The organism is Exiguobacterium sp. GL_137 (genome assembly GCF_057834585.1).
In genome coordinates, this window is record NZ_CM174406.1 from 139277 (window position 1) to 164572 (window position 25296).

Genomic DNA, 25296 nt, shown 5'->3' on the forward strand with positions numbered 1-25296 from the left:
TTTGATGAAGGAGGAGCAGACATGACAAAGCTGATTGAGTTGGAACAGGTGACATACCGTTACCCGGAACAAGAACAACCAGCCTTACGGAATGTCTCTCTTTCGATTCATTCGCAGGAATGGGTCGCGATCGTTGGACACAACGGCTCTGGAAAATCAACGCTGACGAAGCTGTTTAACGGATTGTTGCTTCCTGAAGAAGGAACGGTCACTGTCAACGAGACATTCTCGAGTGCAGTACCGGAGCAACTATGGGAGATGCGCCGCGCAATCGGTATCGTCTTTCAAAATCCGGATAATCAATTCGTTGGCACGACCGTGCGCGACGACGTGGCATTTGCCCTTGAAAACTGGGGTGTGCCACGCGAGGAAATGGTTCGTCGTATCGACGACAGTCTAGCGCGCGTTGGCCTTACGGATTTTGTTGATCGGGAACCCCATCAACTATCCGGCGGACAGAAGCAGCGTGTCGCAATCGCCTCGGCGCTTGCGATGCGCCCTGATGTTCTCGTGCTCGATGAAGCGACATCGATGCTTGATCCGATTGCACGAACTGAGGTTATGTCGACCGTCCAGGAATTATATGAGCAACACCCGATGGCCGTCGTTGCCATTACACATGAACTCGATGAAGTCTTACGGGCCAGTCGTGTCATTGTCATGGATGCGGGGCAAATCGTTTTAGAAGGCACACCGCAAGAGGTGTTTGCACAATCCGCGTTTCTTGAGCAGATTGGACTAGATGTTCCATTTGTCGTCCGGGTGCAGGAACAACTTTCGGCACGTGGTCTTACTTATGAGGACACGATACTAGATGAAAGAGACTTGGTGAACCGCTTATGCCAATCTTAATCCAGGAATTGAACTATACGTACCAACTCAATAGTCCGTTTGAACGAGTCGCGCTGCGTGATGTGAATCTTGAGATTCCGTCAGGGGCGCTTGTTGCGTTTGTGGGGCATACCGGTTCCGGGAAATCCACGCTCGTCCAACATATCAACGGCTTGTTGAAACCAACTGCCGGTAAGGTACAGGTCGATGACATCATCATCGAACCAAAACGAAAACAAGATTTAAAAGCGCTCCGTAAACGGGTTGGTCTTGTCTTTCAGTATCCGGAATATCAATTGTTCGAAGAAACCGTCCTGAAGGATGTCATGTTTGGTCCGATGAACTTTGGTCACGCACCGGCAGAGGCAGAACGGTTAGCGAAAGACGCCTTACGTACCGTCGGACTCGATGAAGTCTTTTGGTCACGTTCTCCGTTTGACCTGTCTGGTGGGCAAATGAGGCGTGTTGCGATTGCTGGCGTACTCGCTAGTCAACCAGACGTGTTGATCGTCGATGAACCAACAGCGGGACTTGATCCGCAAGGACGAAAGCAGATGCTTTCTCTCTTTGCTGAGTTGCATGCACAATCCGGGATGACCTTGTTGTTGATTACGCATGATATGGACCAGGTGCTTGAGTATACGAACCGGGTCGTCGTCATGGAAGAGGGACAAGTCGCGTATGACGGAGAACCAATGGGTCTATTCCGTCAAGAAACGTTACTGCGTCAATTCCATCTCGATTTACCCCATGTTCTGGCGTTTGCCTGGAAGATGGCCGATCAATTGAAACAGCCGCGCCCGTCGCTTCAGACGGAAGCGGAATTGATTGAATGGATTTTACGTGTACGGGGGGACGGACGATGATCGTAGGACAACATATACCAGGGACGTCGTATTTACATCGTTCGTCGGCCGTCGCGAAAATCATTTTTGCCTTTTGTTTCATTCCCCTTGTCTTTTTAGCCAATAATGCGGCAACGAATATTTTTTTACTGCTGTTTACGTTTTTTGCGTTAGCGAGTAGTAAATTACCGATCCGTTACGTCTTAAAGGGGCTGCGACCGATCTTATTCTTAATCGTCTTTACGTTTATCATTCAACTGTTGTTTACGCGTGAAGGGGCCATTCTGTTTGAATTTGGCTGGTTCAAGATTTATGAAGAAGGATTGCGTCTTGCCATCATCGTTTCGCTCCGGTTCTTTTATCTCGTATCGATTACGACACTCGTCACGTTGACGACGTCCCCGATCGAACTGACGGATGCGATTGAGTTGTTACTAAAACCATTTAAAATCGTCCGTGTCCCGACGCACGAGATTGCCTTGATGTTGTCGATTTCCCTTCGTTTCCTGCCGACCTTGGCAGAAGAGACGGAAAAAATCATGAAGGCGCAGCAGGCACGCGGTGTCGATTTATCGGCGGGTCCGATCAAAGAACGCCTGCGGGCCATCATTCCTTTGCTGATTCCACTCTTCATCTCGGCGTTTAAACGGGCAGAAGATCTTGCGACGGCAATGGAAGCCCGGGGATACCGGGGCGGCGAAGGACGGACGAGACTCCGTGAGTCCAAATGGACAGGTCGCGATACGGGACTGATCGTCCTTCTGATCGTCCTCGGACTGCTTCTGGTCTATTTACGGGGAGGCTTTTGATGCGACGCTTTAAATGTACGATTCAGTATGACGGGACGGACTATTCCGGGTATCAGGTACAACCGAACGGTCTGACGATTCAGGAAGTCCTCGAGAAGACGCTTGGGCGGATGCATAAGCACCCGGTCAAGGTCATCGGTTCTGGACGGACGGATGCGCGTGTACACGCGCAGGGGCAGGTCATTCATTTTGATACGGAGCTGGCGATTGCCCCTGCAAGCATGGTGAAGGCCCTAAATACGTTATTACCGGACGATATTCGCGTTCGTGACTGTAAAGAGGTCGCTTCTGACTTCGAAGCAAGGTATGATGTAGTAGGGAAAGAGTATCGGTACTTCGTGCGCCGGACGGAAGATGCGTTTCGACGTCATCAATCCGTCTTGATTCCGTATTCACTCGATGTTGCGCAAATTCGTCTGGGATTAGCGCATTTAGTCGGGACTCATGACTTCAGTTCGTTCTGTGTCGCGAAGACAGAGACGGACAATCGTGTTCGGACGATTTATGAAGCGGAACTGATTGAACAAGGAGCAGAGTTGATTTTCCGTTTTCAGGGAAGCGGTTTTCTCTACAATCAGATTCGGATCATGGTCGGCACGTTGCTTGATGTCGGACGCGGTCGATTTACTCCGGAAGACATCAAACGAATGCTCGAAGCGAAGGATCGAAACGTCGCTGGTGTGACGGCACCACCGCACGGGTTATACCTTTGGGAAGTTTTCTACCCAGAGTCTAAAAAAGGCATTTGACATTAGCCGCTAAAAAACATACAATGTTTATTGGCATTTCATTTATTATGAAACCACAATCTTAGCCCCGTACACCTAAGATTCTGATAGATTCAAACAGTGAATAAATGAAAAATCAAAAAAGAAATTTTTAAATTCCTTAGGAGGTATTTTACATGCGCACAACTTTCATGGCGAAAGCTACTGATGTAGAACGCAAATGGCTCCTTATCGACGCAGAAGGCAAAACACTCGGTCGTCTTTCGAGCGAAGTGGCTTCACTTCTCCGCGGTAAGCACAAACCTACGTTCACACCACACGTTGACTGTGGGGATCACGTTATCCTCATCAACGTTGAGAAAATCGTTTTAACTGGTAACAAACTCGACAAAAAGGTCTACTACCGTCACTCTGGTCATCCAGGCGGCTTGAAGCAGACTGTCGCACGCGACTTACTCGCTAACAAACCTGAGCGTATGCTTGAACTCGCGATCAAAGGGATGCTTCCAAAAGGTAGCCTCGGTCGTCAAATGTTCAACAAACTCCACGTTTACGCTGGAGATACTCATAAGCAAGAAGCACAACAACCAGAAGTTTACGAACTTCGCGGTTAATACGAATTTAGGAGGAACTACACGATGGCAGATGTACGTTACTACGGCACTGGTCGCCGTAAACACGCGGCAGCTCGCGTTTTCCTCGTTGCTGGAGACGGTAAAGTCACAGTTAACGGGCGCGATATCAGCGAATACTTCGGTTATGAAACATTAATCATGACTGCAAAAGAACCACTTGTACTCACAGAAACAGAAGGCAAATACGATATCATGGTAACGGTTAAAGGCGGCGGCTTCACTGGTCAAGCAGGCGCAATCCGTCACGGTATCTCACGTGCTCTTCTTCAAGCGGATCCAGACTTCCGTGGCACACTTAAAGCTAAAGGTTTCCTCACACGCGATGCTCGTATGAAAGAACGTAAAAAATACGGTCTTAAAGCAGCACGTCGTGCACCTCAGTTCTCAAAACGTTAATCGTTTTATCTCTCATCCTTACGGGTGGGAGATTTTTTTTGTTAAAAAACCGCTTCTCGACCGGAAATGGTCAAAAAGCGGTCTATTGTTCAAGATGTACGACGTTGTATGTTTTGAATGAAGAATAGAAGTACCATCAAACTAATGAAGGTCAGCGGGATGCTCCACAAGAACAGGTCCTGAAAAAAAGAGCTGGGATCGGACTCTGTTTGTGAACCGACTTTCCCGACGAAGGACGTATCCTGACTTAGCACGGTGCTATTTTTAGGAAGGGTGGGCTGATAAGTCGCGTTCGCTTCATGCACTGTATAAAAGTAGATCGCATAACCGATATGTAAGAGAACGGTCAAGCCGCCCGCGAAGACGAAATTTTTTTTCATCAAAAAACTCCTTTTTCCGAATAATGAGTGAAACAAGCCTTCGTCAAGTATACTGCAATCCGTTTTCGGGAACAGTCTACAAAGGAGTGTGGTGAACGATGACTGTATCAGTCAGTTGGTTAATAGAACGGGCCAACCAGAAACTGAATGTTCCGGGACTTTCACCGGAAGTTGCCCGAAAGACACGACAAGTCATCCGTGAACTTCATGTCAAAGGCATTTATGTCGGGGTGGCGCAAGGATTCCGGTCCTACGCCGAGCAGGAGAAGTTGTATGCACAAGGACGGACAACTCCGGGCGCGATTGTGACGAACGCCCGTGGGGGACAATCGAATCATAACCGGGGGATTGCCGTTGATCTGTTTCAATACTCCATGGACGGGACGGAAGCCATCTTTAATACCGATGCCAACTTTCAGCAAATCGTCCAGGCGATGAAGCGGCAAGGTTTCTCCTGGGGCGGAGACTGGAGTGGATTTAAAGACTACCCGCACTTTGAGCTGAACAAAACGACAACGGATGTCTTAGTACCTTATCCGGGACAACCGCTCTATAAAGGAGCGGTCAATATGAACAGTCGGGACATCGAACGGATTCAGCGGGCAGTCAAGGCAACTGTCACGAAACGTTTTGATGCGGAGACCGTCGATAAAGTACGTGCCTATCAAGCACGTCAAGGATTAGCGGTGGATGGTGTCGTCGGACCCGCAACATGGAATCGGATGTTTTAACCGTGTAGAGGTTCCCTTTTTGCAGTTGTGAAGAGGAGGATCTCTTTTTTCATCTTTCGGGTAGCTTCCTTACGAGTCTTCAAGGAAATGTCATGCTTTCCGAGTCGAAATGTGCAAGCGCTATCTTATTTTTGTTATACTGAAATGGATTAAATCGAACGTTCTCAGGGGGAAGGCACTATGTTGAATGAACAAGAAATTCGCGAGGTGGTCGGGCAATTGATCGATCCGACGATTGAACGCTCGCTTACAGATACGAACGGGATTCGTGATGTCCGAATCAAAGGAGACTATGTCAGTCTCAAAATCGCACTGGCGCAGGCAGGATCCGGCGAACAGCTTGCCTTACAGCAACAGATCGTCAAAGAGTTGAAAGAAAAAGGATTCAAGACGGTCGGCTTACGTTTCGAGGCGCTCGGTGACCACGGGATCCAGGCTGCGACGACACCATCGATTCTTAAACCGGAGTCGGGCACGACATTCATCGCGATTGCTTCCGGTAAAGGCGGCGTCGGAAAATCGACGGTTTCCGTCAACTTGGCAGTTGCGCTCGCCCGGGCAGGAAAAAAAGTCGGATTGATTGACGCGGATATCTACGGATTCAGTGTACCTGACATGATGGGGATCGAAACCCGTCCGACTGTCGTCAACGACCGGATTGTTCCACCTGAACGATTCGGTGTGAAAGTCATCTCGATGGGCTTCTTCGTCGAAGACAATGCACCTGTCATCTGGCGTGGTCCGATGCTCGGAAAGATGTTAAACAACTTCTTCTCTGACGTCGAGTGGGGCGAACTGGATTATTTACTGCTTGATTTACCGCCGGGCACAGGCGACGTAGCACTCGATATTCATTCGATGTTACCGAGCTGTCAGGAACTGATCGTCACGACACCGCATGCAACTGCGGCATTCGTTGCTGCACGTGCAGGGGCAATGGCAATCAAAACAAATCATCGTTTGCTCGGAATCATTGAGAATATGGCCTATTTCGAGAGCAAGGTAACCGGCGAAAAAGAGTATGTGTTTGGTTCAGGCGGCGGAGAGAAGTTGTCAGAAGCGTTAAAAACAGATATTCTAGCTAAGATTCCACTTGGACAGCCGTATGCAAATGACACGGACTTTGCACCGTCGATTTATCGTGACGACCATCCATTTGAAACACACTATAATGAACTCGCAGCGCGTGTCATCGAAAAAGTAGAGGGATAATGAATGAAGACTAGAGGATTTTTGAAGCTGTTTTGGATGACGCTCCTGATCGGAACGCTCGCCGGCTTCGTGTTTAACCTGGTCGCTGAACCAGGATATGTCCGTAACCAATCGATCAGCGGATATGTCACGGCCTTGGCCTACAGCAGTACATGGACAGCCATCAGTTTGATGGGATTCTTTTCGTATCTGATCCTCCACCGGGTCGGACTTGATATTTTCCGGGGAGCTAAGCTATGGGACCGGGTCCAAATCGTCTTAATCGCCTTTGCGTTATTCGACGGGATCTATCTTCGGGGACTTGCTTTCGGATTTGAAAAAACGAACCTCTATATTGGAGAGATGGTTGTCTTATTGCTCATCGCATTTTTTGTCGCTCGGACGAAAGCACGCGAGACAAACTTCACGGCATTCGTGCCGACACTCTTTTTGATGACAGTCATCACGTTGATTGAATGGGTGCCAGCTCTCCAGGCGACACAAGACAAGCGAATGTTGTGGGCAGCGCTTGCCACATTACTCGTTTGTAACGCCTATCAAATTCTGATGTTGCATCGACTGCAAGAAAAACCAAATTCAGCTAATGCTGCGTCTGGCAAAAGAACGTAAAAGAAAGGGCGCCGTTCTACCGTTTGATCCGGTCAGAGCGGCGTCCGTCTTTTTTTAATATTTTTTTAGAAAAACAGTTGACGAAAAAAACAAGAGTTGATATATTAATACATGTCGCTGAGGCACACGCCACACGGACACGTCGAAAACGAAAAAAACTTACGAAAAAAGTTATTGACACCAGTTAATACTTTACTGTAAGATTTAAAAGTCGTCAAACGACATATCGGACTTTGAAAACTGAACGATGAGGCAAAAAACGTATCTTCGGATACAAACAATGAATGAAGCGCAAGCTTCGTCAACGTGACTCCGGTCACACAACGAGCAAGTCAAACACTTTATGGAGAGTTTGATCCTGGCTCAGGACGAACGCTGGCGGCGTGCCTAATACATGCAAGTCGAGCGCAGGAAGCTCACGGAACTCTTCGGAGGGAAGTGAAGGGAATGAGCGGCGGACGGGTGAGTAACACGTAAGGAACCTGCCCCAAGGATTGGGATAACTCCGAGAAATCGGAGCTAATACCGAATAGTTCTTCAGACCGCATGGTCTGATGATGAAAGGCGCTCCGGCGTCACCTTGGGATGGCCTTGCGGTGCATTAGCTAGTTGGTGGGGTAATGGCCCACCAAGGCGACGATGCATAGCCGACCTGAGAGGGTGATCGGCCACACTGGGACTGAGACACGGCCCAGACTCCTACGGGAGGCAGCAGTAGGGAATCTTCCACAATGGACGAAAGTCTGATGGAGCAACGCCGCGTGAGTGATGAAGGTTTTCGGATCGTAAAACTCTGTTGTAAGGGAAGAACAAGTACGAGAGGTAATGCTCGTACCTTGACGGTACCTTGCGAGAAAGCCACGGCTAACTACGTGCCAGCAGCCGCGGTAATACGTAGGTGGCAAGCGTTGTCCGGAATTATTGGGCGTAAAGCGCGCGCAGGCGGCCTTTTAAGTCTGATGTGAAAGCCCCCGGCTCAACCGGGGAGGGTCATTGGAAACTGGAAGGCTTGAGTACAGAAGAGAAGAGTGGAATTCCATGTGTAGCGGTGAAATGCGTAGAGATGTGGAGGAACACCAGTGGCGAAGGCGACTCTTTGGTCTGTAACTGACGCTGAGGCGCGAAAGCGTGGGGAGCAAACAGGATTAGATACCCTGGTAGTCCACGCCGTAAACGATGAGTGCTAGGTGTTGGGGGGTTTCCGCCCCTCAGTGCTGAAGCTAACGCATTAAGCACTCCGCCTGGGGAGTACGGCCGCAAGGCTGAAACTCAAAGGAATTGACGGGGACCCGCACAAGCGGTGGAGCATGTGGTTTAATTCGAAGCAACGCGAAGAACCTTACCAACTCTTGACATCCCCTTGACCGCTTGAGAGATCAAGTTTTCCCTTCGGGGACAAGGGTGACAGGTGGTGCATGGTTGTCGTCAGCTCGTGTCGTGAGATGTTGGGTTAAGTCCCGCAACGAGCGCAACCCCTATCCTTAGTTGCCAGCATTCAGTTGGGCACTCTAGGGAGACTGCCGGTGACAAACCGGAGGAAGGTGGGGATGACGTCAAATCATCATGCCCCTTATGAGTTGGGCTACACACGTGCTACAATGGACGGTACAAAGGGCAGCGAGACCGCGAGGTGGAGCCAATCCCAGAAAGCCGTTCCCAGTTCGGATTGCAGGCTGCAACTCGCCTGCATGAAGTCGGAATCGCTAGTAATCGCAGGTCAGCATACTGCGGTGAATACGTTCCCGGGTCTTGTACACACCGCCCGTCACACCACGAGAGTTTGCAACACCCGAAGCCGGTGAGGTAACCGCAAGGAGCCAGCCGTCGAAGGTGGGGTAGATGATTGGGGTGAAGTCGTAACAAGGTAGCCGTATCGGAAGGTGCGGCTGGATCACCTCCTTTCTAAGGAAAACGTCCCTTACGGGACATGCCCATCGTTCAGTTTTGAGAGTCCGATCTCTCAATTGAACAACCCATTTTGAATGGGCCTATAGCTCAGCTGGTTAGAGCGCACGCCTGATAAGCGTGAGGTCGGTGGTTCGAGTCCACTTAGGCCCACCATTCAATTTTATAATCTCATGGGGCCTTAGCTCAGCTGGGAGAGCGCCTGCCTTGCACGCAGGAGGTCAGCGGTTCGATCCCGCTAGGCTCCATTTGTCTTTTCCTGACGGAGAAGGCACTCGCACCTTGAAAACTGAAGACATCAACAAGACATCAAATTTTTATAACCATGTCATTAGACGTGTGTTCTTAGAATACCAAAATGCTAGATCAAGGTATGAAGGGCGTACGGTGGATGCCTTGGCACTAGGAGCCGATGAAGGACGCGACGAACAGCGATATGCTTCGGGGAGCAGTAAGTATGCTTTGATCCGAGGATTTCCGAATGGGGGAACCCACCATCCGTAATGGGATGGGACATGTTACATGAATACATAGTGTAGCGTGAGGCAGACCCGGGGAACTGAAACATCTAAGTACCCGGAGGAAGAGAAAGCAAATGCGATTCCCTGAGTAGCGGCGAGCGAAACGGGAACAGCCCAAACCGGAGAGCATGCTCTCCGGGGTTGTAGGACACTCTATACGGAGTCAAAAAGGAAGACAGTAGGCGAACGACCTGGAAAGGTCGGCCGAAGAAGGTGACAGCCCTGTAGCTGAAACTGTTTTCCCTCCAGAGTGGATCCTGAGTACGGCGGGACACGTGAAACCCCGTCGGAATCCGGGAGGACCATCTCCCAAGGCTAAATACTCCCTAGTGACCGATAGTGAACCAGTACCGTGAGGGAAAGGTGAAAAGCACCCCGGAAGGGGAGTGAAATAGATCCTGAAACCGTATGCCTACAAGTAGTCAGAGCCCGTTAATGGGTGATGGCGTGCCTTTTGTAGAATGAACCGGCGAGTTACGATAGCGCGCGAGGTTAAGCTGATGAGGCGGAGCCGTAGCGAAAGCGAGTCTGAATAGGGCGCCATAGTGCGTTGTCGTAGACCCGAAACCAGGTGATCTACCCATGTCCAGGATGAAGGTCAGGTAACACTGACTGGAGGTCCGAACCCACGCACGTTGAAAAGTGCGGGGATGAGGTGTGGGTAGCGGTGAAATGCCAATCGAACCTGGAGATAGCTGGTTCTCCCCGAAATAGCTTTAGGGCTAGCCTCGAGGTTGAGAGTTCCGGAGGTAGAGCACTGATTGGACTAGGGGCCCCCACAGGGTTACCGAATTCAGTTAAACTCCGAATGCCGGCAACTTATACTCGGGAGTCAGACTGCGAGTGATAAGATCCGTAGTCAAGAGGGAAACAGCCCAGACCGCCAGCTAAGGTCCCAAAGTGTATGTTAAGTGGAAAAGGATGTGGCGCTGCCTAGACAGCTAGGATGTTGGCTTAGAAGCAGCCACCATTCAAAGAGTGCGTAATAGCTCACTAGTCGAGTGGCGCCGCGCCGAAAATGTAACGGGGCTAAACATACCACCGAAGCTGCGGATTCCGTAAGGAATGGTAGGGGAGCGTTCCAAACCGCTGTGAAGCTGTACCGTAAGGAGCAGTGGAGCGTTTGGAAGTGAGAATGCCGGTGTGAGTAGCGAAAAGAGGGGTGAGAATCCCCTCCGTCGAAAGCCCAAGGTTTCCTGAGGAAGGCTCGTCCGCTCAGGGTTAGTCTGGACCTAAGCCGAGGCCGAAAGGCGTAGGCGATGGATAACAGGTTGATATTCCTGTACCACCGATCCACCGTTTGAACAATGGGGGGACGCAGGAGGATAGTGACGCATGCGGATGGAAGTGCATGTGTAAGTTTCGAGACCGTCTGATTGGCAAATCCGTCAGGCACCAAAGTCGAGGAACGATGCGGAGTCCCGTAGGGACGAAGGTCACGATTTCACACTGCCAAGAAAAGCCTCTAGTGAGGTGGAAGGTGCCAGTACCGTAAACCGACACAGGTAGGCGGGATGAGAATTCTAAGACGCGCGGGATAACTCTCGTTAAGGAACTCGGCAAAATGGTCCCGTAACTTCGGGAGAAGGGACGCTCTACATTGAGTAGAGCCGCAGTGAATAGGCCCAAACGACTGTTTAGCAAAAACACAGGTCTCTGCTAAATCGCAAGATGACGTATAGGGGCTGACGCCTGCCCGGTGCTGGAAGGTTAAGGGGATGGGTTAGCGCAAGCGAAGCTTTGAACCGAAGCCCCAGTAAACGGCGGCCGTAACTATAACGGTCCTAAGGTAGCGAAATTCCTTGTCGGGTAAGTTCCGACCCGCACGAAAGGCGTAACGATTTGGGCACTGTCTCAACGAGAGACCCGGTGAAATCATAGTACCTGTGAAGATGCAGGTTACCCGCGACAGGACGGAAAGACCCCATGGAGCTTTACTACAGCCTGATATTGAGGCTTTGTGCATGATGTACAGGATAGGCGGGAGACGTCGAGACCGGAGCGCCAGCTTCGGAGGAGTCACCCTTGGGATACCGCCCTTCATGCATAGAGTCTCTAACTCGCAGCCGTCATCCGGCTGGAGGACCGTGTCAGGCGGGTAGTTTGACTGGGGCGGTCGCCTCCTAAACAGTAACGGAGGCGCCCAAAGGTTCCCTCAGAATGGTTGGAAATCATTCGTAGAGCGCAAAGGCAGAAGGGAGCTTGACTGCGAGACCTACAAGTCGAGCAGGGACGAAAGTCGGGCTTAGTGATCCGGTGGTTCCGCATGGAAGGGCCATCGCTCAACGGATAAAAGCTACCCTGGGGATAACAGGCTGATCTCCCCCAAGAGTCCACATCGACGGGGAGGTTTGGCACCTCGATGTCGGCTCATCGCATCCTGGGGCTGGAGTAGGTCCCAAGGGTTGGGCTGTTCGCCCATTAAAGCGGTACGCGAGCTGGGTTCAGAACGTCGTGAGACAGTTCGGTCCCTATCCGTCGTGGGCGCAGGAAATTTGAGGAGAGCTGTCCTTAGTACGAGAGGACCGGGATGGACGCACCGCTGGTGTACCAGTTGTTCCGCCAGGAGCATCGCTGGGTAGCTACGTGCGGACGGGATAAATGCTGAAAGCATCTAAGCATGAAGCCCCCTCCAAGATGAGATTTCCCTTTGAGTAATCAAGAAAGACCCCTCAGAGACGATGAGGTAGATAGGTCACGGGTGGAAGCATGGCGACATGCGGAGCTGAGTGATACTAATCGGTCGAGGCCTTGTTCTAGCAGATGCATTGTTGATGACTTCAGTTTTGAGGGCGCGAGCCCGTCGTCTGGTGACGATAGCCAAGTGGTCACACCCGTTCCCATGCCGAACACGGAAGTTAAGCACTTGAACGCCGAAAGTAGTTGGGGGCTTCCCCCTGTGAGGATAGGACGTTGCCAGGCAATTCTTTTTATTTATTCCGCAATAGCTCAGTGGTAGAGCAACCGGCTGTTAACCGGTAGGTCGTAGGTTCAAATCCTACTTGCGGAGCCAATGGCCCGTTGGTCAAGCGGTTAAGACACCGCCCTTTCACGGCGGTATCACGGGTTCGATTCCCGTACGGGTCACCATTTTTAATTTTTTGCCGGTGTAGCTCAGCTGGTAGAGCAACTGACTTGTAATCAGTAGGTCGCGGGTTCGACTCCTGTTGCCGGCACTGTTTTTTTAATTGTATAGTTCCTAGACAAACTGGGGGGGTAGCGAAGTGGCTAAACGCGGCGGACTGTAAATCCGCTCCCTCGGGTTCGGCGGTTCGAATCCGCCCCCCCCCACCATGTCGAGCCATTAGCTCAGTTGGTAGAGCATCTGACTTTTAATCAGAGGGTCGCAGGTTCGAATCCTGCATGGCTCATATTTTGCGGAAGTAGTTCAGTGGTAGAATACGACCTTGCCAAGGTCGGGGTCGCGGGTTCGAATCCCGTCTTCCGCTTTTTATGTTTTTGGGGCCTTAGCTCAGCTGGGAGAGCGCCTGCCTTGCACGCAGGAGGTCAGCGGTTCGATCCCGCTAGGCTCCACCAAATTTTGCTTAAAGATCTTAAGCGAGTTTCGTTCGTCTTAAGTTTTTTTATACTTGAAATGCCTGCAATTCATGTACGTACGCGAAAGCACTGTGAGAAACTCTCACAGTGCTTTTTTGTCGTCTGATCTTGTATAATCATGCGTCATCGTGTTGAGTTGAACCACCGTATTGTTACCGCTTACAATTAAGGCAACTTACTAAGTAAAGGGGAACACGTCGATGAACATTGCATATATCAGCGTACCGTATCGTTATGGTCAAGGAAAACCGGGGACAGAGCAAGGACCAGCTGCTGTTGAACAAGCAGGACTACTCGAAACATTGGCAGTACACGGACAAGAAGCAGTTCGCTATGGGGAAGCGGCTGTTTTGTCTGAAGATGCTGTCCGGGAAGAAGATCCGCAGCTGAAACGTCTGGAAGGCGTTGTCCATACGACAAACGATTTGCACTTACTTGTACATGAGGCGCTGACAGAGCAACGTTTTCCGTTACTCGTCGGAGGGGATCACAGCATGGCAATCGGAACGATCGCCGGTCTGCGGCAAGTCGTACCGCGTCTCGGTGTCATCTGGTTTGATGCACACGGGGACTTGAATACACCTGAGACTTCTCCATCTGGTAACATTCATGGAATGCCGCTTGCTGTCGCGTTAGGGGAAGGACATCAGCGGTTAACGGAGATCGGCGGCAGTGAGGTCAAACTGCAACCGGAACACCTCGTCTTTATCGGTTTACGCGATGTGGATGCAGGAGAACAGGAACTGATTGACCGTCTTGGTATTCGTGTCTATGATATGGAAGCGATTCGGACACGCGGGATGGATGCCATCATGGAAGAAGCAGTTGCCTATTTAAAAGAAACCACGGATGCGTTTTATCTCAGTTTCGACATGGACGGGCTCGATCCAAGCCTTGTCGAAGGAACCGGGACACGGGTCGCAGACGGAATTATGCTCGACGATGCGCAGACGGTCCTACGTCATTGTGCAGAGCAGGACGAGTTCATCGCGGCAGAATTCGTAGAAGTGAATCCATTGCTCGAAGAAGGAAACGGGACAGCGATTCTTGCAAATGAGTTGATTGGAAACTTGCTCCAGTATATGCGGACCCATCGTTTAGTAAAATAATGGATAGAACTTGAACTCTTTTCGTCAGGGTTCAAGTTTTTTTTGTTACAATTCAAATTGAGATGAAACATTTGTTGGTCGACTCCGTATAAGAGATTGACCGCATAGAGCGGGGGGTATTTAAAGTGGAAGAAACAACACTACGCTTGATTGAGCGAGTGAAGCAGGGAGACCGTGATGCATTCGCGGCACTTGTTGATCTATATAAAGAAGGGGCTTTTTTAGTCGCCTTCCGTGTCTTACGGGATCGAATGGAAGCAGAAGATGCTACACAAGAAGCCTTCATCCGCGTCTTTACAAAAATTGAATCGTATAATGCCCAGTGGAAGTTCCGGACTTGGTTATATCGGATCGTGACGAATGTTTCGATTGACCGGCTCCGTAAGAAACGTCCGGATTATTCCCTTGACGCTGAGATGTCAGGGACTGAAGGACTAACGTTGTATTCCCAGCTCGAAAGCAAGGATCAGTTGCCGGAGGATCAAGTCATTGATTCGGAACAACGACAAGATGTGGGAGAGGCGATCGCCGGCTTGCCGGAAAAATACCGGGTTCCACTTGTTTTGAAATACATTGAAGATCTTTCACTCAAAGAAATCAGTGAGATGATCGATTTACCCGTCGCTACAGTTAAAACCAGAATTCATCGGGGACGCGAAGCGCTGAAAAAGCATTTCGGCAAACGATGAGATGAGAAGGAGGCACTCACCATGACACGAGAAAAAGTGTATGAACGGATACAGGATTATTTAGACCAAAACCAACCTCCAGAAGACTTCAAACGACTTGAAGCGGAGTTACGGGAAGCGAATGCGATGGACGAGTTCGAAGAGTATCGGCTCCTCGATGCAGAGTTACGCGCGCTTTCAGCACCCAAGCTTTCGGCGGATTTTACATCCCGCGTGCTGGCACAATTGCCCGAACAGGTGGACCAACCGAATGTGACTCCGCTTAGGAAAACATCCCGTTTTGGCGGGAAAATGAAGCAGTACCCGTTGCTTGCTGCAGCTTCGATTTTCATGTTACTGTCTGTCGGCAGTCTTGGCGGCTACCTGACACAGGAAGAACATGACTTATCGTATACGAATGTACCGGGAATCGTGGCAGAGAACGGCGAAGTCGTTGTACCGGAAGGCGTTACCGTCAACCAGGATCTTTATGTCGAAGGCGGAAATGTCCGGATTGAAGGCAAGGTCAACGGAGACGTGATGACCGTCGACGGAAAAGCATATACCGCGAGTGCCGGGAACGTCACAGGCGAAATCAAACAAATTGATCAACTCTTTGAACGTGTCTGGTACGGAATTAAACGAATCTTTGAATGAGTCAAGTGGGACGAGTCTAACTCGTCCCTTTGTGCTATAATGAAAGCTGTTTAAATCAGATGAGATAGGGGGCACGGTTGGTGAATTACTTCAACTGGCAACCACTTCAATTTCAATTGTTGAAACTGGGAGAAAACGTACATTGGTACGATTATATTAATGATGTGATTGATATCGCGGTCGTGACATTCGTCATTTACCGTCTGATGATCATTGTCAAAGGCACAAAAGCAGTTCAATTGATCAAAGGGATTTCGGTCATTTTGATCAGCTGGTTCTTAAGCGGATTCTTCGGACTGAAGACGTTACAATTTCTGCTGAACCAAATCATCACGTACGGTCTGCTCGGGATTATCATCATTTTCCAGCCAGAATTACGCCGGGGGCTGGAACATCTCGGTCGAACGAGTAAATTCTTTTCGCGGAGCGCCATCAGTGACGAAGATGAACAAGTCCGGATCGTCGATGCGCTCGTGACATCTGCTCAATACATGTCCAAACGCCGGATTGGAGCACTCGTTACGATTGAGCGGGAAACGGGTCTCAGTGAATATGTTGAGACGGGCATTCCGCTCGGATCACAAATTACGAGCCAGTTATTGATCAATCTTTTTATTCCGAATACACCACTGCATGATGGAGCGGTCATCGTCCAACAAGGGAAACTGGCAGCTGCTGCTTGTTACCTGCCGCTTTCTGAGAGTGCACATATCTCAAAGGATCTCGGGACGCGTCACCGGGCAGCAATCGGTGTCAGCGAAGTGACGGACAGCGTCACACTGGTTGTATCGGAAGAAACAGGTGGTGTTTCCCTTGCCATCAATGGTCGTTTGTACCGGGAGCTTGATGAAGCATCACTCCGGACGAAGTTACTGGAGACGATTGTCAAAGCCGAACCGACGAATACTTCCTTCTTGAATTGGATGGGGGCGAAAAAATAATGTTCGAAAAATGGTTCAATGAACGCTGGTTTCTCCGCATCGTTGCGGTTTTGCTTGCCGTCATGCTCTACCTGATGGTGGCAGGAACCAATTCGACCGTCAAAAGTGATGCGGCGAGCCTGTTGCCGATTGCCGGTCAAGGCTCAGCAAAGTTTGACGTACCGGTATCAGTCAATTATGATGAAACGCAGTGGGTCGCCTATAATATTCCAAAAACCATCGAGACGACGGTTAAAGGACCATCGAGCAGTTTGACGATGCTTCGGCTCGTTAAAGACTTTGGTCTGTCGATTGACTTGACGGGGCTGGATCCAGGGTATCACCGCGTACGACTATCTGCCGACGGGTTTGGTAAAGATGTCGAAGTGACACCAAAACAGGAAACGATTGAAGTGTTCCTTGATAAAAAAGTCACGAAAGAAGTTCCTGTTCAAGTGGCGTTGCTGAACAAAAATAAAATCGCAGAAGGATATGTTGTCGGTGAAGCACAGCCGACCCGTCAAACGGTCTCTGTGACCGGCGGGGCAGAAAAACTTCAGGCGATCACAGCAATCCAAGTTCCGATCGATGTGACGGGCCGGGCTGAGACGTTTACGGAGTCCTTTAACGTCAAGGCAACGGATGCGAACGGAAATGCCATCAGTGCTACTTATGATCCGGAACAACTGGAAGTCACAGTTCCAGTCTATAAAGAAAGTAAAACCGTTCCGATTAACGTCGAAACCAAAAATACTGTCAAGAAAGGCTACAAAGTCGTCAAGATTGTTCCCGTTACGACAGAAGCCCGATTGTATGGAACAAAAGAAGAGTTGTCGCGGATCGGTTCCGTTTCGACGGAACCCGTTTCCTTAAAAGGATTAACGAAGACGGTCGATCGGACGATCAAACTGATTGAGCCTGACAACGTGACAGCAATGGAACCAACTTCGATTACAGTCAGCATCGTCGTCGAGAAGGAAAATGCCAAAGCGACGACAGAAACTGTCGAGGATCGGGCAGAAAAAACAATTTCCGGTGTGATGGTGACATTAAACGGATTCGATGAGTCGAAGTATACGATTGATTACGAACAGACGATTGATCTCGTCGTCCGTGGAAGTGAAGCGGATCTTGAATCGATTGATGCAACAGATATTAAAGCGGTCATTGATGTGACCGGCTTAAAAGAAGGTACACACGGCTTACCGATTTCATATCAGACGTCAAAAGCGTTCGACGTTCTTCGTCCGGATCATATGGATATCACGCTCAAAGCGATTCCCCGGACATCGGTTCAAGCCAATTAAATCAACTTTTTGAAATGAGGAAATAAAACATGGGTAAGTATTTTGGAACTGACGGCGTCCGCGGCGTCGCAAACGTAGAATTGACACCTGAATTGGCATATCGTCTTGGCCGTACAGGCGGTTATGTCTTAACGAAACACGAAAGTACACGTCCGAAAGTATTAATCGGCCGTGATACACGTGTCTCCGGACAAATGCTTGAGAATGCCTTGATTGCCGGACTCCTGTCAATCGGAGCGGAAGTCATGCGTCTTGGTGTCATCTCGACACCGGGTGTCGCGTACTTGACGAAAACAATGGATGCGACAGCGGGTGTCATGATTTCCGCGTCACACAACCCGGTTGAAGACAACGGAATCAAGTTCTTCGGTTCAGACGGCTTTAAGCTCGATGATGCGACAGAACTTGAAATCGAAGGGTTACTGGACGAAGCGGAAGATACGTTACCACGTCCGTCCGGCAAAGAACTCGGATTCGTCCACGATTACTATGAAGGTGCACAAAAGTACCTTCACATGTTACGCCAGACATCAGATGAAGATTTCTCAGGCATCCATGTCGCCATCGACGGTGCACACGGTGCAACCTCAAGCCTCGCACCACGACTGTTCGGTGACCTGGAAGCGGAAGTCTCGACAATCGGAACGACACCAAACGGTTTGAACATCAACGAAGGTGTCGGATCAACACACCCGGAACACCTCGCGGCATTCGTCCTTGAAAAGGGCGCACATGTCGGTCTGTCATTTGACGGTGACGGCGACCGCTTGATTGCAATCGATGAGAACGGTAAAATCGTCGACGGCGATAAAATCATGTTCATCTGCGGAAAATACCTCAATGAAATCGGCCGCTTAAAAGACAATACGATCGTTGCAACAGTCATGAGTAACCTCGGCTTCCACAAGACGGTCGCAGAACACGGCATGACAGCATTACAGACAGCAGTCGGTGACCGCTATGTCGTTGAAGAAATGCGTAAAAACAACTATACACTCGGCGGGGAACAGTCGGGTCATATCATCTTCATGGATTACTCCACAACAGGAGACGGAATGCTTTCAGGCGTTCAACTTCTGCAAATCATGAAGGCGACAGGCAAAAAGTTGTCGGAACTTGCAGCCGAAATGCCGGTCTTCCCACAACGTCTCGTCAATATCCGTGTGTCGGATAAAAACGGCGCGATGAACGGTCCGGCCGTTCAAGCAATCATTGCCGAAGTGGAAGCGGAAATGGCCGGCAACGGTCGAATTCTTGTTCGGGCATCGGGAACAGAACCACTTGTCCGTGTCATGGCGGAAGCACCGACGCAAGAAGCATGCGACATGTATGTCGAGCGGATTGCAAACGTCGTCCGTGAAAACTACGCGTTACAGGAAAACTGAGTAAACGGAAGGAGCGGATGAGAATCCGTTCCTTTTTTTGTTGGGATGATTTTCAGGAAAAGGTGACGAAGTGCTGTTTTCACACGCTTTTTTCAGGCGGAACGCAAGCTGGCTTTCACCGGGTCTTGCCTGTTCCTGACGGAAGCGTAGCTTCCTTTTCCTGTAGAAGTCGCGTGATACAGCACTTCTGTTGTGACAGAATCATCGATAATCCAAAAAGCAAAGTAAAAAAACGAACGTTTTTTACAGAATCTAGGTATTAGAGGTATCGTTTAGAAAAATATCGGGAATAGTTACAAATACGTTACCTTTCTTGCTTTTTCTAAATAAAGTTCGTATGATTGTAAAGTCGGACAGAAACGGGGTCGGACAGAAATGAAAGCGCCAGGGCTGACTATGTGATAGGCAGCTGACGAGGTGGAGGTTTATCGAATCATTCGGCGGATGCCTCCCGGTACCATGTCAGTACCGAAAACCCATCTGAAATCGTTTAAGTGATTAGACGGACAAACAGATGCGTCATGACAACTCTCGACAAGAGCCGTTTCCTCTTCAGGGAAATACTTGTAAATGGGAGAGAATGTATTATGTGCGGTATCGTAGGTATGATCGGACAGGTTAACACAAAGGAAATTTTATTAAAGGGACTCGAAAAACTCGAGTACCGCGGTTATGATTCGGCTGGTCTTGCGTTCGTCAACGACGGCGTTCAAGTCCATAAAGAAGTCGGCCGGATTGCTGCGCTACGCGAAGTTGTTCCTGCAGAAGCAGACGGTCTTGTTGGAATTGGTCACACACGTTGGGCGACACACGGTGTCCCAAGTGTACCGAATGCCCACCCACACCAAAGTGCTTCATCACGTTTCACACTCGTGCATAACGGTGTCATCGAAAACGATGAGCAGTTAAAAGCAGAACTCAATGTTGATTTACTCAGCGACACGGATACAGAAGTTATCGTGCAGATGATCGAAAAGAACTTTGCCGCAACAGGTGACGTGACAGAAGCATTCCGTCAAACACTTCGTGTGCTTCACGGTTCGTATGCACTCGCTTTAATCGATGCCGAGAACCCGGATGTCTTGTACGTCGCAAAAAATAAATCACCACTTCTTGTAGGTCTCGGTGACGGTACGTTCAACGTTGTTGCGTCTGACGCAATGGCTATGCTTCAAGTAACGGATCAATTCGTTGAGTTGCATGACGGCGAAATGATCATCTTGACGCGTGACAGTGTCACAATCCAAGATTTAGACGGAAACGTCAAAGAGCGTGACGCGTATACAGCGGAAATCGATGCATCAGATATCGAAAAAGGCACGTACGCGCACTATATGCTCAAAGAAATGGACGAGCAGCCGGCTGTTATCCGGAATATCGTTCAGAAATACCAAAACGAGTCAGGTGAAATCACACTCGATCAGTCAGTCCGTGATTTAGTCCTCGGACGTGACCGTGTCTACATCATCGGTTGCGGAACAAGCTACCATGCAGGATTGATCGGAAAACAATTGATCGAACAAATCGCGGGTATCCCGACAGAAGTCCACATTTCGTCTGAGTTCGGCTACAACATGCCGCTCTTGACTGAGAAACCACTGTTCCTCTTCCTTTCACAATCAGGTGAAACAGCGGACAGCCGTGCAGTTCTCGTCGAAGCGAAAAAACTCGGTCACCCGGCACTGACAATTACGAACGTTGCAGGATCAACGTTATCGCGTGAAGCAAACGCAACGCTCTTGTTGAATGCAGGTCCTGAAATCGCCGTGGCGTCAACAAAAGCGTATACAGCACAAATCGCTGTTCTCGCAGTCCTTGCGTTTGACCTTGCTCAAGCAAAAGGTGTCGACGTGAACTTCGATCTCATGAAAGAACTCGGAAAAATCTCAAGCGCAATGGAGTCCGTCATGTCACAAAAAGAACGGTTCCAGGAAATCGCTTCAGAATACTTGTCTGAATCACGCAATGCGTTCTTCATCGGTCGTGGTCAAGATGCGTATGTCGGAATGGAAGGGGCTCTCAAGCTCAAAGAAATTTCGTACATCCAAGCAGAAGGTTATGCCGGCGGCGAATTGAAACACGGTCCAATCGCTTTGATCGAAGACAACACACCGGTCATCGCCCTCGTGACACAACCACACGTTCACCTCAACAACCGAGGCAACGTCAAGGAAGTCGTCGCACGTGGCGCGAACGCGTGTGTCATCGCAGCAGAAGGTCTCGAATTGCCGACGGATGCATTCGTCATCCCGGCAGTCGAGCCGCTCCTGTCACCACTCTTGTCTGTCTTACCGCTTCAGTTGATCTCGTACTATGCGGCACTTGGCCGTGATTGCGACGTCGACAAGCCACGTAACTTGGCGAAATCGGTAACGGTCGAGTAATTAAATAATTTTTAACCCTTTCAGATCCGAATATCTGAAAGGGTATTTTTTATATGGAACATTTTTTTAACGAAGGAGAAGATGAATAATGTTTAATTTCTGTCTACATACTAAGAAATCAGTATGGGTTCAGGCTTTTCCCGAGTCCTATGCGAAAGACGTTGAGACCGTAATACGGCTTCTACCGCTAAGGTTTTCCAAGCCGGTAAGCTGGGGGACGATTGATGTCACGTTTTTCGAGGAACCATTGATTCTTCCGTCCCGACTGTACTTAAATGAAGTAAAAGAAGAAAAAATTCAAAACCTAACTGATCGTCAACGGTGGATACTGTACTGCATGTACACCCGTCACCATGACGGATACATCCGTGAAAAGTATGTTCGTCGGCTGGAACAGGAACAAGCAAAAACGGACTGGGTACTGCTTTATTTAATTGAACTGACGGGAGAATATGTCTACGAGATTCTCGAACGGATTGAACCGATGTTACAGACTTGGTCCGAAGAACAGCTGAAAACTTTTGCCGCAGCAAACGACCGTTATCTGCAACGAATTGAACGACGCATCATCAGCTATTGGGATATATATCAAAGGACGACCTATCCGGTGTTATGGGATTCGACCTATGTCGGCTTTCGGATTGCTCAGTTCTACCGCACGTATCGTGCTAATTCTTGAAAAAAACTTCCGGTTTGCGGTAGGCTGAACACGTAATCCAGATCAGAAGGGGGATAAACAGATGAGAATTTTAGTAGTTGGGGCAAGTGGAACAATCGGTCAAGCGGTCGTCACGCAATTAGGGGAGCGGCATGAGATTATTCAGGCCGGACGAACAGGTTTGGATGTTCAAGTCGACATCACGTCGGAAGCCAGCATACGTTCAATGTACGAAGCGGTCGGTCCGGTCGATGCCGTCGTCAGTGCGACCGGCGGGGCACACTTTGGACCATTGACGGATTTGACACCGGCGTTAAACCAGATCGGAATCGACAGTAAGTTGAAGGGGCAGGTCAATCTCGTCCTGCTTGGTTTGGAGACGGTTCGGGACGGGGGCAGCTTTACGTTGACGACCGGTATCATGATGGACGATCCGATTCGGCAAGGCGCGTCCGCTGCTCTTGCGAACGGCGGGGTCAAAGCGTTTGTTCATGCCGCGGCGATTGAGATGCCACGGAGGATTCGAATCAACAGTGTCAGTCCAAACGTGTTGATTGAGTCACTCGAGAAGTATGGACCATTTTTCCGTGGTTTCGAAGCGGTTCCGGCATCGCGTGTCGCGACAGCATTTGAGAAAAGCATCGAAGGGTCACAGACCGGGCAAAACTACGAAGTCTATTGAATGAAACAAGACCGTTCACTTGAATCAAGTGGACGGTCTTGTTTTTCAGCTCATCAAAGATTGCAAATAAAAAATATTTATCAGGACCAGTGAAATCAAGAAGCAGATAAAGAGATTATTAAAAAAGACATGTCGTGTCATCTCACGGTTCATGATCATCTTGTCGAGAAACAGATTCACAGCCAAGACGATGATGAATGTCAGAAAAAAGAGCGATAACAATTCCATACATCACATCCTTTCCGTCGTCTTATTCAACGCATCAAGCCGATCAAAAGTTTCGTAAAGACTTGAAATTTCTTATGAAAAACAGGATTTTCCAGTAGGGAAGGGAAAGAAGAAAGTAAAGAAACCAAAAGGAGGTACATTCAGATGCGACAAGCGGTACTCGTCATCGATTTTCAACAGGATCTTGTCGAAGGGACACCCGAAGAGTCCGGTGTTTATGCGAAGGAATCTGTCATCGGAGTCATCAATCAAGTGGTGCAAGAAGCGCGCGATCATGATCATACGATTGTCTTCATCCGGGATCTTGATGTCGCGAATGGAGAAGGAGCCGGCTTTGCGGTGCACTCCTCGATTCAGATTCCGGATCAGGCGGTCACGTTCGACAAAGCCGCAACCAATTCGTTTCATGGCACGCCATTGCTCAGTCATTTGAAAGAGCAACAGGTCGGACATGTCGTCATCCTCGGCTGTAAGACGGAGCACTGTATCGATACGGCTGTCCGCAGTGCAACCGTCAACGGATTTGATGTGACACTCGTTGCTGACGGACATACGACGAACGGTTCCGATGTCTTATCGGCAGAGCAGATGATTGCCCATCACAATCAAGTCTTGCACGGACACTACAATGTCGAACATTTTGCGGTTGTCCGTCTCTCGACGGAGAAGTTGTTTGAACCTATCCACGATCACTATAGAACGTAAAAGGAGCGACCTCATGATTGAACTACGAAAAATGGAAGAAACGGATTATCCCGCCTACGCGACACTCGTCACCGATGAGCGGGTCATGCGCTATATCACAGAACATCCCTTAATCGAAACAGAAGCCAAACGACGGTTCGCGTCGATCATCGAGCAACAGCGGCATGACCGTCTCGGATCATACCTCGTCTATCAGGACGGAACATGGATTGGCATCGGTCATGTCACGCGGGATACACGGCAACCGTTTGAAGCGGAACTCGGCTACATGTTATTGCCGGAACAGTGGGGTCACGGTTACGGATCATTGCTCGCCAAACGGTTGCTCGAACTGGCAACGGAACACGAATTGACCGTCATCACGGCAACGATTGATCCGAATCATCTCGCGTCGCGAAAGATTTTGACGAATCTTGGATTTCACTCGACGTATGTTGGACCGATTGACGGGCTGCCTGGTGAAATTCTCGAAAAACGATTGGGGGAATCCTCATGACGCGGGAAGAGTGGATTCAATCGTTTGATCTCGACGTCGCGGATATCTTTTCCGTCACCGATTCATACAGTTCAGATGTCGACCGGTTAGTACTGAGCGACGGTCGGACCGTCTTTTTGAAACGGCCTTATACCGCTGACAAGTGGTATCGGGAACACGGATGGTTGACGTATTTAGCCGATCGTGTCGCCGTGCCGAAGATTCTTATGGAGGCGCGACCAACCAAACAGACGACGGGTGCATTTGTGCTCGAAGCACTTACCGGTTCGACGATTGAGACGGTCACATCGGCGCTCGCCTCGCAAATCGGACAATTGCATGCAACACTCCACAACTGTACACGCGACGCGTACGGCGATTTTGAGGAGAACGGCTTCACTGCCTTTAGCTCACAGGACTGGCGTGTCTTCCGAAATGCGAAGATGACCTCATTCGAGCCGGCGATTCGTAAAGCCTTGTCACCCGTGTTGTATCAAGCTGCCTTTACGGAATTGAAGCGGCGTGAACGTGAGTTACCGGAGCCCTCTCGACCTGTCGCGGTCCACCTCGATTTCCGGCTCGGCAACCTGCTCGCGGACGATGGAAGACTGACCGGACTGATTGACTTTGAGACCTCACGTTTCGGGGCGACGGAAATTGATTTTACGAAACTTGACCGCGACGTGTTCCAGAGCGAATCCGGGTTACTTGACGCCTATCAACAAGGGTACGGACAAGTCAGGACACCGGAGCCGATTGAAGTCTACTTGCCGTATTATCGTCTGTTTGAAGCGCTGACGGGAATCGGCTGGTGTGTGCAGCGCGGACTGGAGCATCACCAACAGTTTTTCAATCACAACCATGCCCGTTTGTTGGTGGAACTGGAACGGACGAGCATATTCGAAGAACGTTAAAAGGCGTGGTTTGACGAGCGAACCGCTATACTTGTGGAAATGAA

Annotated in this window: 23 protein-coding genes, 9 tRNA genes and 3 rRNA genes; 33 read left to right on the forward strand and 2 right to left on the reverse strand. The window is 49.7% G+C overall.

What is annotated here, in order from left to right; translation table 11 throughout:
- The first annotated feature begins 21 nt into the window (after positions 1-21).
- From AC3IRK_RS00820 to rpsI, 6 genes are all read left to right on the forward strand, one after another.
- Complete coding sequence (locus AC3IRK_RS00820) at positions 22-852, forward strand: energy-coupling factor ABC transporter ATP-binding protein (protein WP_026826922.1); 831 nt, start codon at positions 22-24, stop codon at positions 850-852.
- On the forward strand, positions 840-1697 hold the full coding sequence (locus AC3IRK_RS00825) for an energy-coupling factor transporter ATPase (RefSeq protein WP_214855941.1): 858 nt from the start codon (positions 840-842) through the stop codon (positions 1695-1697). Before AC3IRK_RS00820 ends, AC3IRK_RS00825 begins: the two co-directional genes overlap by 13 nt.
- The gene (locus tag AC3IRK_RS00830; protein WP_489170252.1) at positions 1694-2485 is read left to right on the forward strand and encodes an energy-coupling factor transporter transmembrane component T family protein; all 792 of its coding nucleotides are present in this window, start codon (positions 1694-1696) and stop codon (positions 2483-2485) included. The genes AC3IRK_RS00825 and AC3IRK_RS00830 overlap by 4 nt, the downstream gene beginning before the upstream one ends.
- The gene (gene truA, locus AC3IRK_RS00835) at positions 2485-3234 is read left to right on the forward strand and encodes a tRNA pseudouridine(38-40) synthase TruA (RefSeq protein ID WP_131504439.1); all 750 of its coding nucleotides are present in this window, start codon (positions 2485-2487) and stop codon (positions 3232-3234) included. Before AC3IRK_RS00830 ends, truA begins: the two co-directional genes overlap by 1 nt.
- Before the next feature lie 155 nt (positions 3235-3389).
- Positions 3390-3827 carry a 50S ribosomal protein L13 gene (gene rplM, locus AC3IRK_RS00840; protein WP_012369041.1) on the forward strand — a complete coding sequence of 146 codons (438 nt, stop codon included), beginning with the start codon at positions 3390-3392 and terminating at the stop codon, positions 3825-3827.
- A gap of 24 nt (positions 3828-3851) precedes the next feature.
- Entirely contained in the window at positions 3852-4244 is a 393-nt protein-coding gene (gene rpsI, locus AC3IRK_RS00845; RefSeq protein ID WP_012369042.1) for a 30S ribosomal protein S9, read from the forward strand.
- Positions 4245-4333: 89 nt separating this feature from the next.
- On the opposite strand, the gene AC3IRK_RS00850 is transcribed toward rpsI, so the two are convergent.
- Positions 4334-4624 (reverse strand): hypothetical protein, encoded by a 291-nt coding sequence (locus tag AC3IRK_RS00850; protein WP_131973664.1) that lies wholly within the window; start codon positions 4622-4624, stop codon positions 4334-4336.
- Between the two features lie 98 nt (positions 4625-4722).
- On the opposite strand from AC3IRK_RS00850, the gene AC3IRK_RS00855 reads away from it, so the two are divergent.
- The 24 genes from AC3IRK_RS00855 (at position 4723) to AC3IRK_RS00970 (ending at position 22930) form a co-directional block, all read left to right on the forward strand.
- A complete protein-coding gene (locus AC3IRK_RS00855; RefSeq protein ID WP_131504441.1) occupies positions 4723-5355 on the forward strand; it encodes a M15 family metallopeptidase in 633 nt (210 codons plus the stop codon).
- A 180-nt stretch (positions 5356-5535) separates the two neighbouring features.
- Complete coding sequence (locus AC3IRK_RS00860; protein WP_131504442.1) at positions 5536-6567, forward strand: P-loop NTPase; 1032 nt, start codon at positions 5536-5538, stop codon at positions 6565-6567.
- A 3-nt stretch (positions 6568-6570) separates the two neighbouring features.
- Positions 6571-7176 (forward strand): KinB-signaling pathway activation protein, encoded by a 606-nt coding sequence (locus AC3IRK_RS00865; RefSeq protein ID WP_489170253.1) that lies wholly within the window; start codon positions 6571-6573, stop codon positions 7174-7176.
- A gap of 340 nt (positions 7177-7516) precedes the next feature.
- Positions 7517-9078: ribosomal RNA gene (locus AC3IRK_RS00870) — 16S ribosomal RNA — on the forward strand.
- Between the two features lie 82 nt (positions 9079-9160).
- Positions 9161-9237: transfer RNA gene (locus AC3IRK_RS00875), tRNA-Ile, on the forward strand.
- Between the two features lie 19 nt (positions 9238-9256).
- Positions 9257-9329, forward strand: a tRNA-Ala gene (locus AC3IRK_RS00880).
- Positions 9330-9445: 116 nt separating this feature from the next.
- Positions 9446-12361, forward strand: a 23S ribosomal RNA gene (locus AC3IRK_RS00885).
- A gap of 47 nt (positions 12362-12408) precedes the next feature.
- A 5S ribosomal RNA gene (gene rrf / locus AC3IRK_RS00890) occupies positions 12409-12524 on the forward strand.
- The 16S, 23S and 5S rRNA genes sit together here with 9 tRNA genes alongside, the layout of an rRNA operon.
- 16 nt (positions 12525-12540) lie before the next feature.
- Positions 12541-12615: transfer RNA gene (locus tag AC3IRK_RS00895), tRNA-Asn, on the forward strand.
- 2 nt (positions 12616-12617) lie between these two features.
- Positions 12618-12692: transfer RNA gene (locus tag AC3IRK_RS00900), tRNA-Glu, on the forward strand.
- 13 nt (positions 12693-12705) lie between these two features.
- A tRNA-Thr gene (locus tag AC3IRK_RS00905) sits at positions 12706-12778 on the forward strand.
- Between the two features lie 34 nt (positions 12779-12812).
- Positions 12813-12896: transfer RNA gene (locus tag AC3IRK_RS00910), tRNA-Tyr, on the forward strand.
- Between the two features lie 4 nt (positions 12897-12900).
- Positions 12901-12973, forward strand: a tRNA-Lys gene (locus AC3IRK_RS00915).
- A gap of 6 nt (positions 12974-12979) precedes the next feature.
- A tRNA-Gly gene (locus tag AC3IRK_RS00920) sits at positions 12980-13051 on the forward strand.
- Between the two features lie 12 nt (positions 13052-13063).
- Positions 13064-13139 (forward strand) — tRNA-Ala (locus AC3IRK_RS00925).
- A gap of 221 nt (positions 13140-13360) precedes the next feature.
- Positions 13361-14269, forward strand: coding sequence for an arginase (rocF, locus tag AC3IRK_RS00930; protein WP_489170254.1), 909 nt, complete (start codon positions 13361-13363; stop codon positions 14267-14269).
- A gap of 125 nt (positions 14270-14394) precedes the next feature.
- Positions 14395-14958, forward strand: a complete 564-nt coding sequence (sigW, locus tag AC3IRK_RS00935; RefSeq protein ID WP_026829608.1) for an RNA polymerase sigma factor SigW — start codon at positions 14395-14397, stop codon at positions 14956-14958.
- Between the two features lie 21 nt (positions 14959-14979).
- Entirely contained in the window at positions 14980-15594 is a 615-nt protein-coding gene (locus AC3IRK_RS00940) for an anti-sigma factor (RefSeq protein WP_114597232.1), read from the forward strand.
- Between the two features lie 80 nt (positions 15595-15674).
- The gene (gene cdaA / locus AC3IRK_RS00945; RefSeq protein WP_119923844.1) at positions 15675-16535 is read left to right on the forward strand and encodes a diadenylate cyclase CdaA; all 861 of its coding nucleotides are present in this window, start codon (positions 15675-15677) and stop codon (positions 16533-16535) included.
- Positions 16535-17821, forward strand: a complete 1287-nt coding sequence (locus tag AC3IRK_RS00950; protein ID WP_489170256.1) for a CdaR family protein — start codon at positions 16535-16537, stop codon at positions 17819-17821. Before cdaA ends, AC3IRK_RS00950 begins: the two co-directional genes overlap by 1 nt.
- A 29-nt stretch (positions 17822-17850) precedes the next feature.
- Positions 17851-19206 carry a phosphoglucosamine mutase gene (gene glmM, locus AC3IRK_RS00955; protein WP_489170257.1) on the forward strand — a complete coding sequence of 452 codons (1356 nt, stop codon included), beginning with the start codon at positions 17851-17853 and terminating at the stop codon, positions 19204-19206.
- 587 nt (positions 19207-19793) lie between these two features.
- The gene (glmS, locus tag AC3IRK_RS00960) at positions 19794-21590 is read left to right on the forward strand and encodes a glutamine--fructose-6-phosphate transaminase (isomerizing) (RefSeq protein ID WP_489170258.1); all 1797 of its coding nucleotides are present in this window, start codon (positions 19794-19796) and stop codon (positions 21588-21590) included.
- 337 nt (positions 21591-21927) lie between these two features.
- Positions 21928-22269, forward strand: a complete 342-nt coding sequence (locus AC3IRK_RS00965; protein WP_235188900.1) for a hypothetical protein — start codon at positions 21928-21930, stop codon at positions 22267-22269.
- Positions 22270-22330: 61 nt separating this feature from the next.
- Positions 22331-22930 carry a short chain dehydrogenase gene (locus AC3IRK_RS00970; RefSeq protein ID WP_214855687.1) on the forward strand — a complete coding sequence of 200 codons (600 nt, stop codon included), beginning with the start codon at positions 22331-22333 and terminating at the stop codon, positions 22928-22930.
- A gap of 45 nt (positions 22931-22975) precedes the next feature.
- Here the strand turns inward: AC3IRK_RS00970 and AC3IRK_RS00975 are convergent, their stop codons facing one another.
- Positions 22976-23158, reverse strand: a complete 183-nt coding sequence (locus AC3IRK_RS00975; RefSeq protein WP_214855688.1) for a hypothetical protein — start codon at positions 23156-23158, stop codon at positions 22976-22978.
- Positions 23159-23302: 144 nt separating this feature from the next.
- On the opposite strand from AC3IRK_RS00975, the gene AC3IRK_RS00980 reads away from it, so the two are divergent.
- The 3 genes from AC3IRK_RS00980 to AC3IRK_RS00990 are packed head-to-tail and all read left to right on the forward strand — an operon-like array spanning position 23303 to position 25252.
- A complete protein-coding gene (locus AC3IRK_RS00980; RefSeq protein ID WP_214855690.1) occupies positions 23303-23863 on the forward strand; it encodes an isochorismatase family protein in 561 nt (186 codons plus the stop codon).
- 13 nt (positions 23864-23876) lie between these two features.
- The gene (locus AC3IRK_RS00985) at positions 23877-24359 is read left to right on the forward strand and encodes a GNAT family N-acetyltransferase (RefSeq protein ID WP_251138824.1); all 483 of its coding nucleotides are present in this window, start codon (positions 23877-23879) and stop codon (positions 24357-24359) included.
- Positions 24356-25252 carry a phosphotransferase enzyme family protein gene (locus tag AC3IRK_RS00990; protein WP_489170259.1) on the forward strand — a complete coding sequence of 299 codons (897 nt, stop codon included), beginning with the start codon at positions 24356-24358 and terminating at the stop codon, positions 25250-25252. Before AC3IRK_RS00985 ends, AC3IRK_RS00990 begins: the two co-directional genes overlap by 4 nt.
- Positions 25253-25296: the final 44 nt, after the last annotated feature.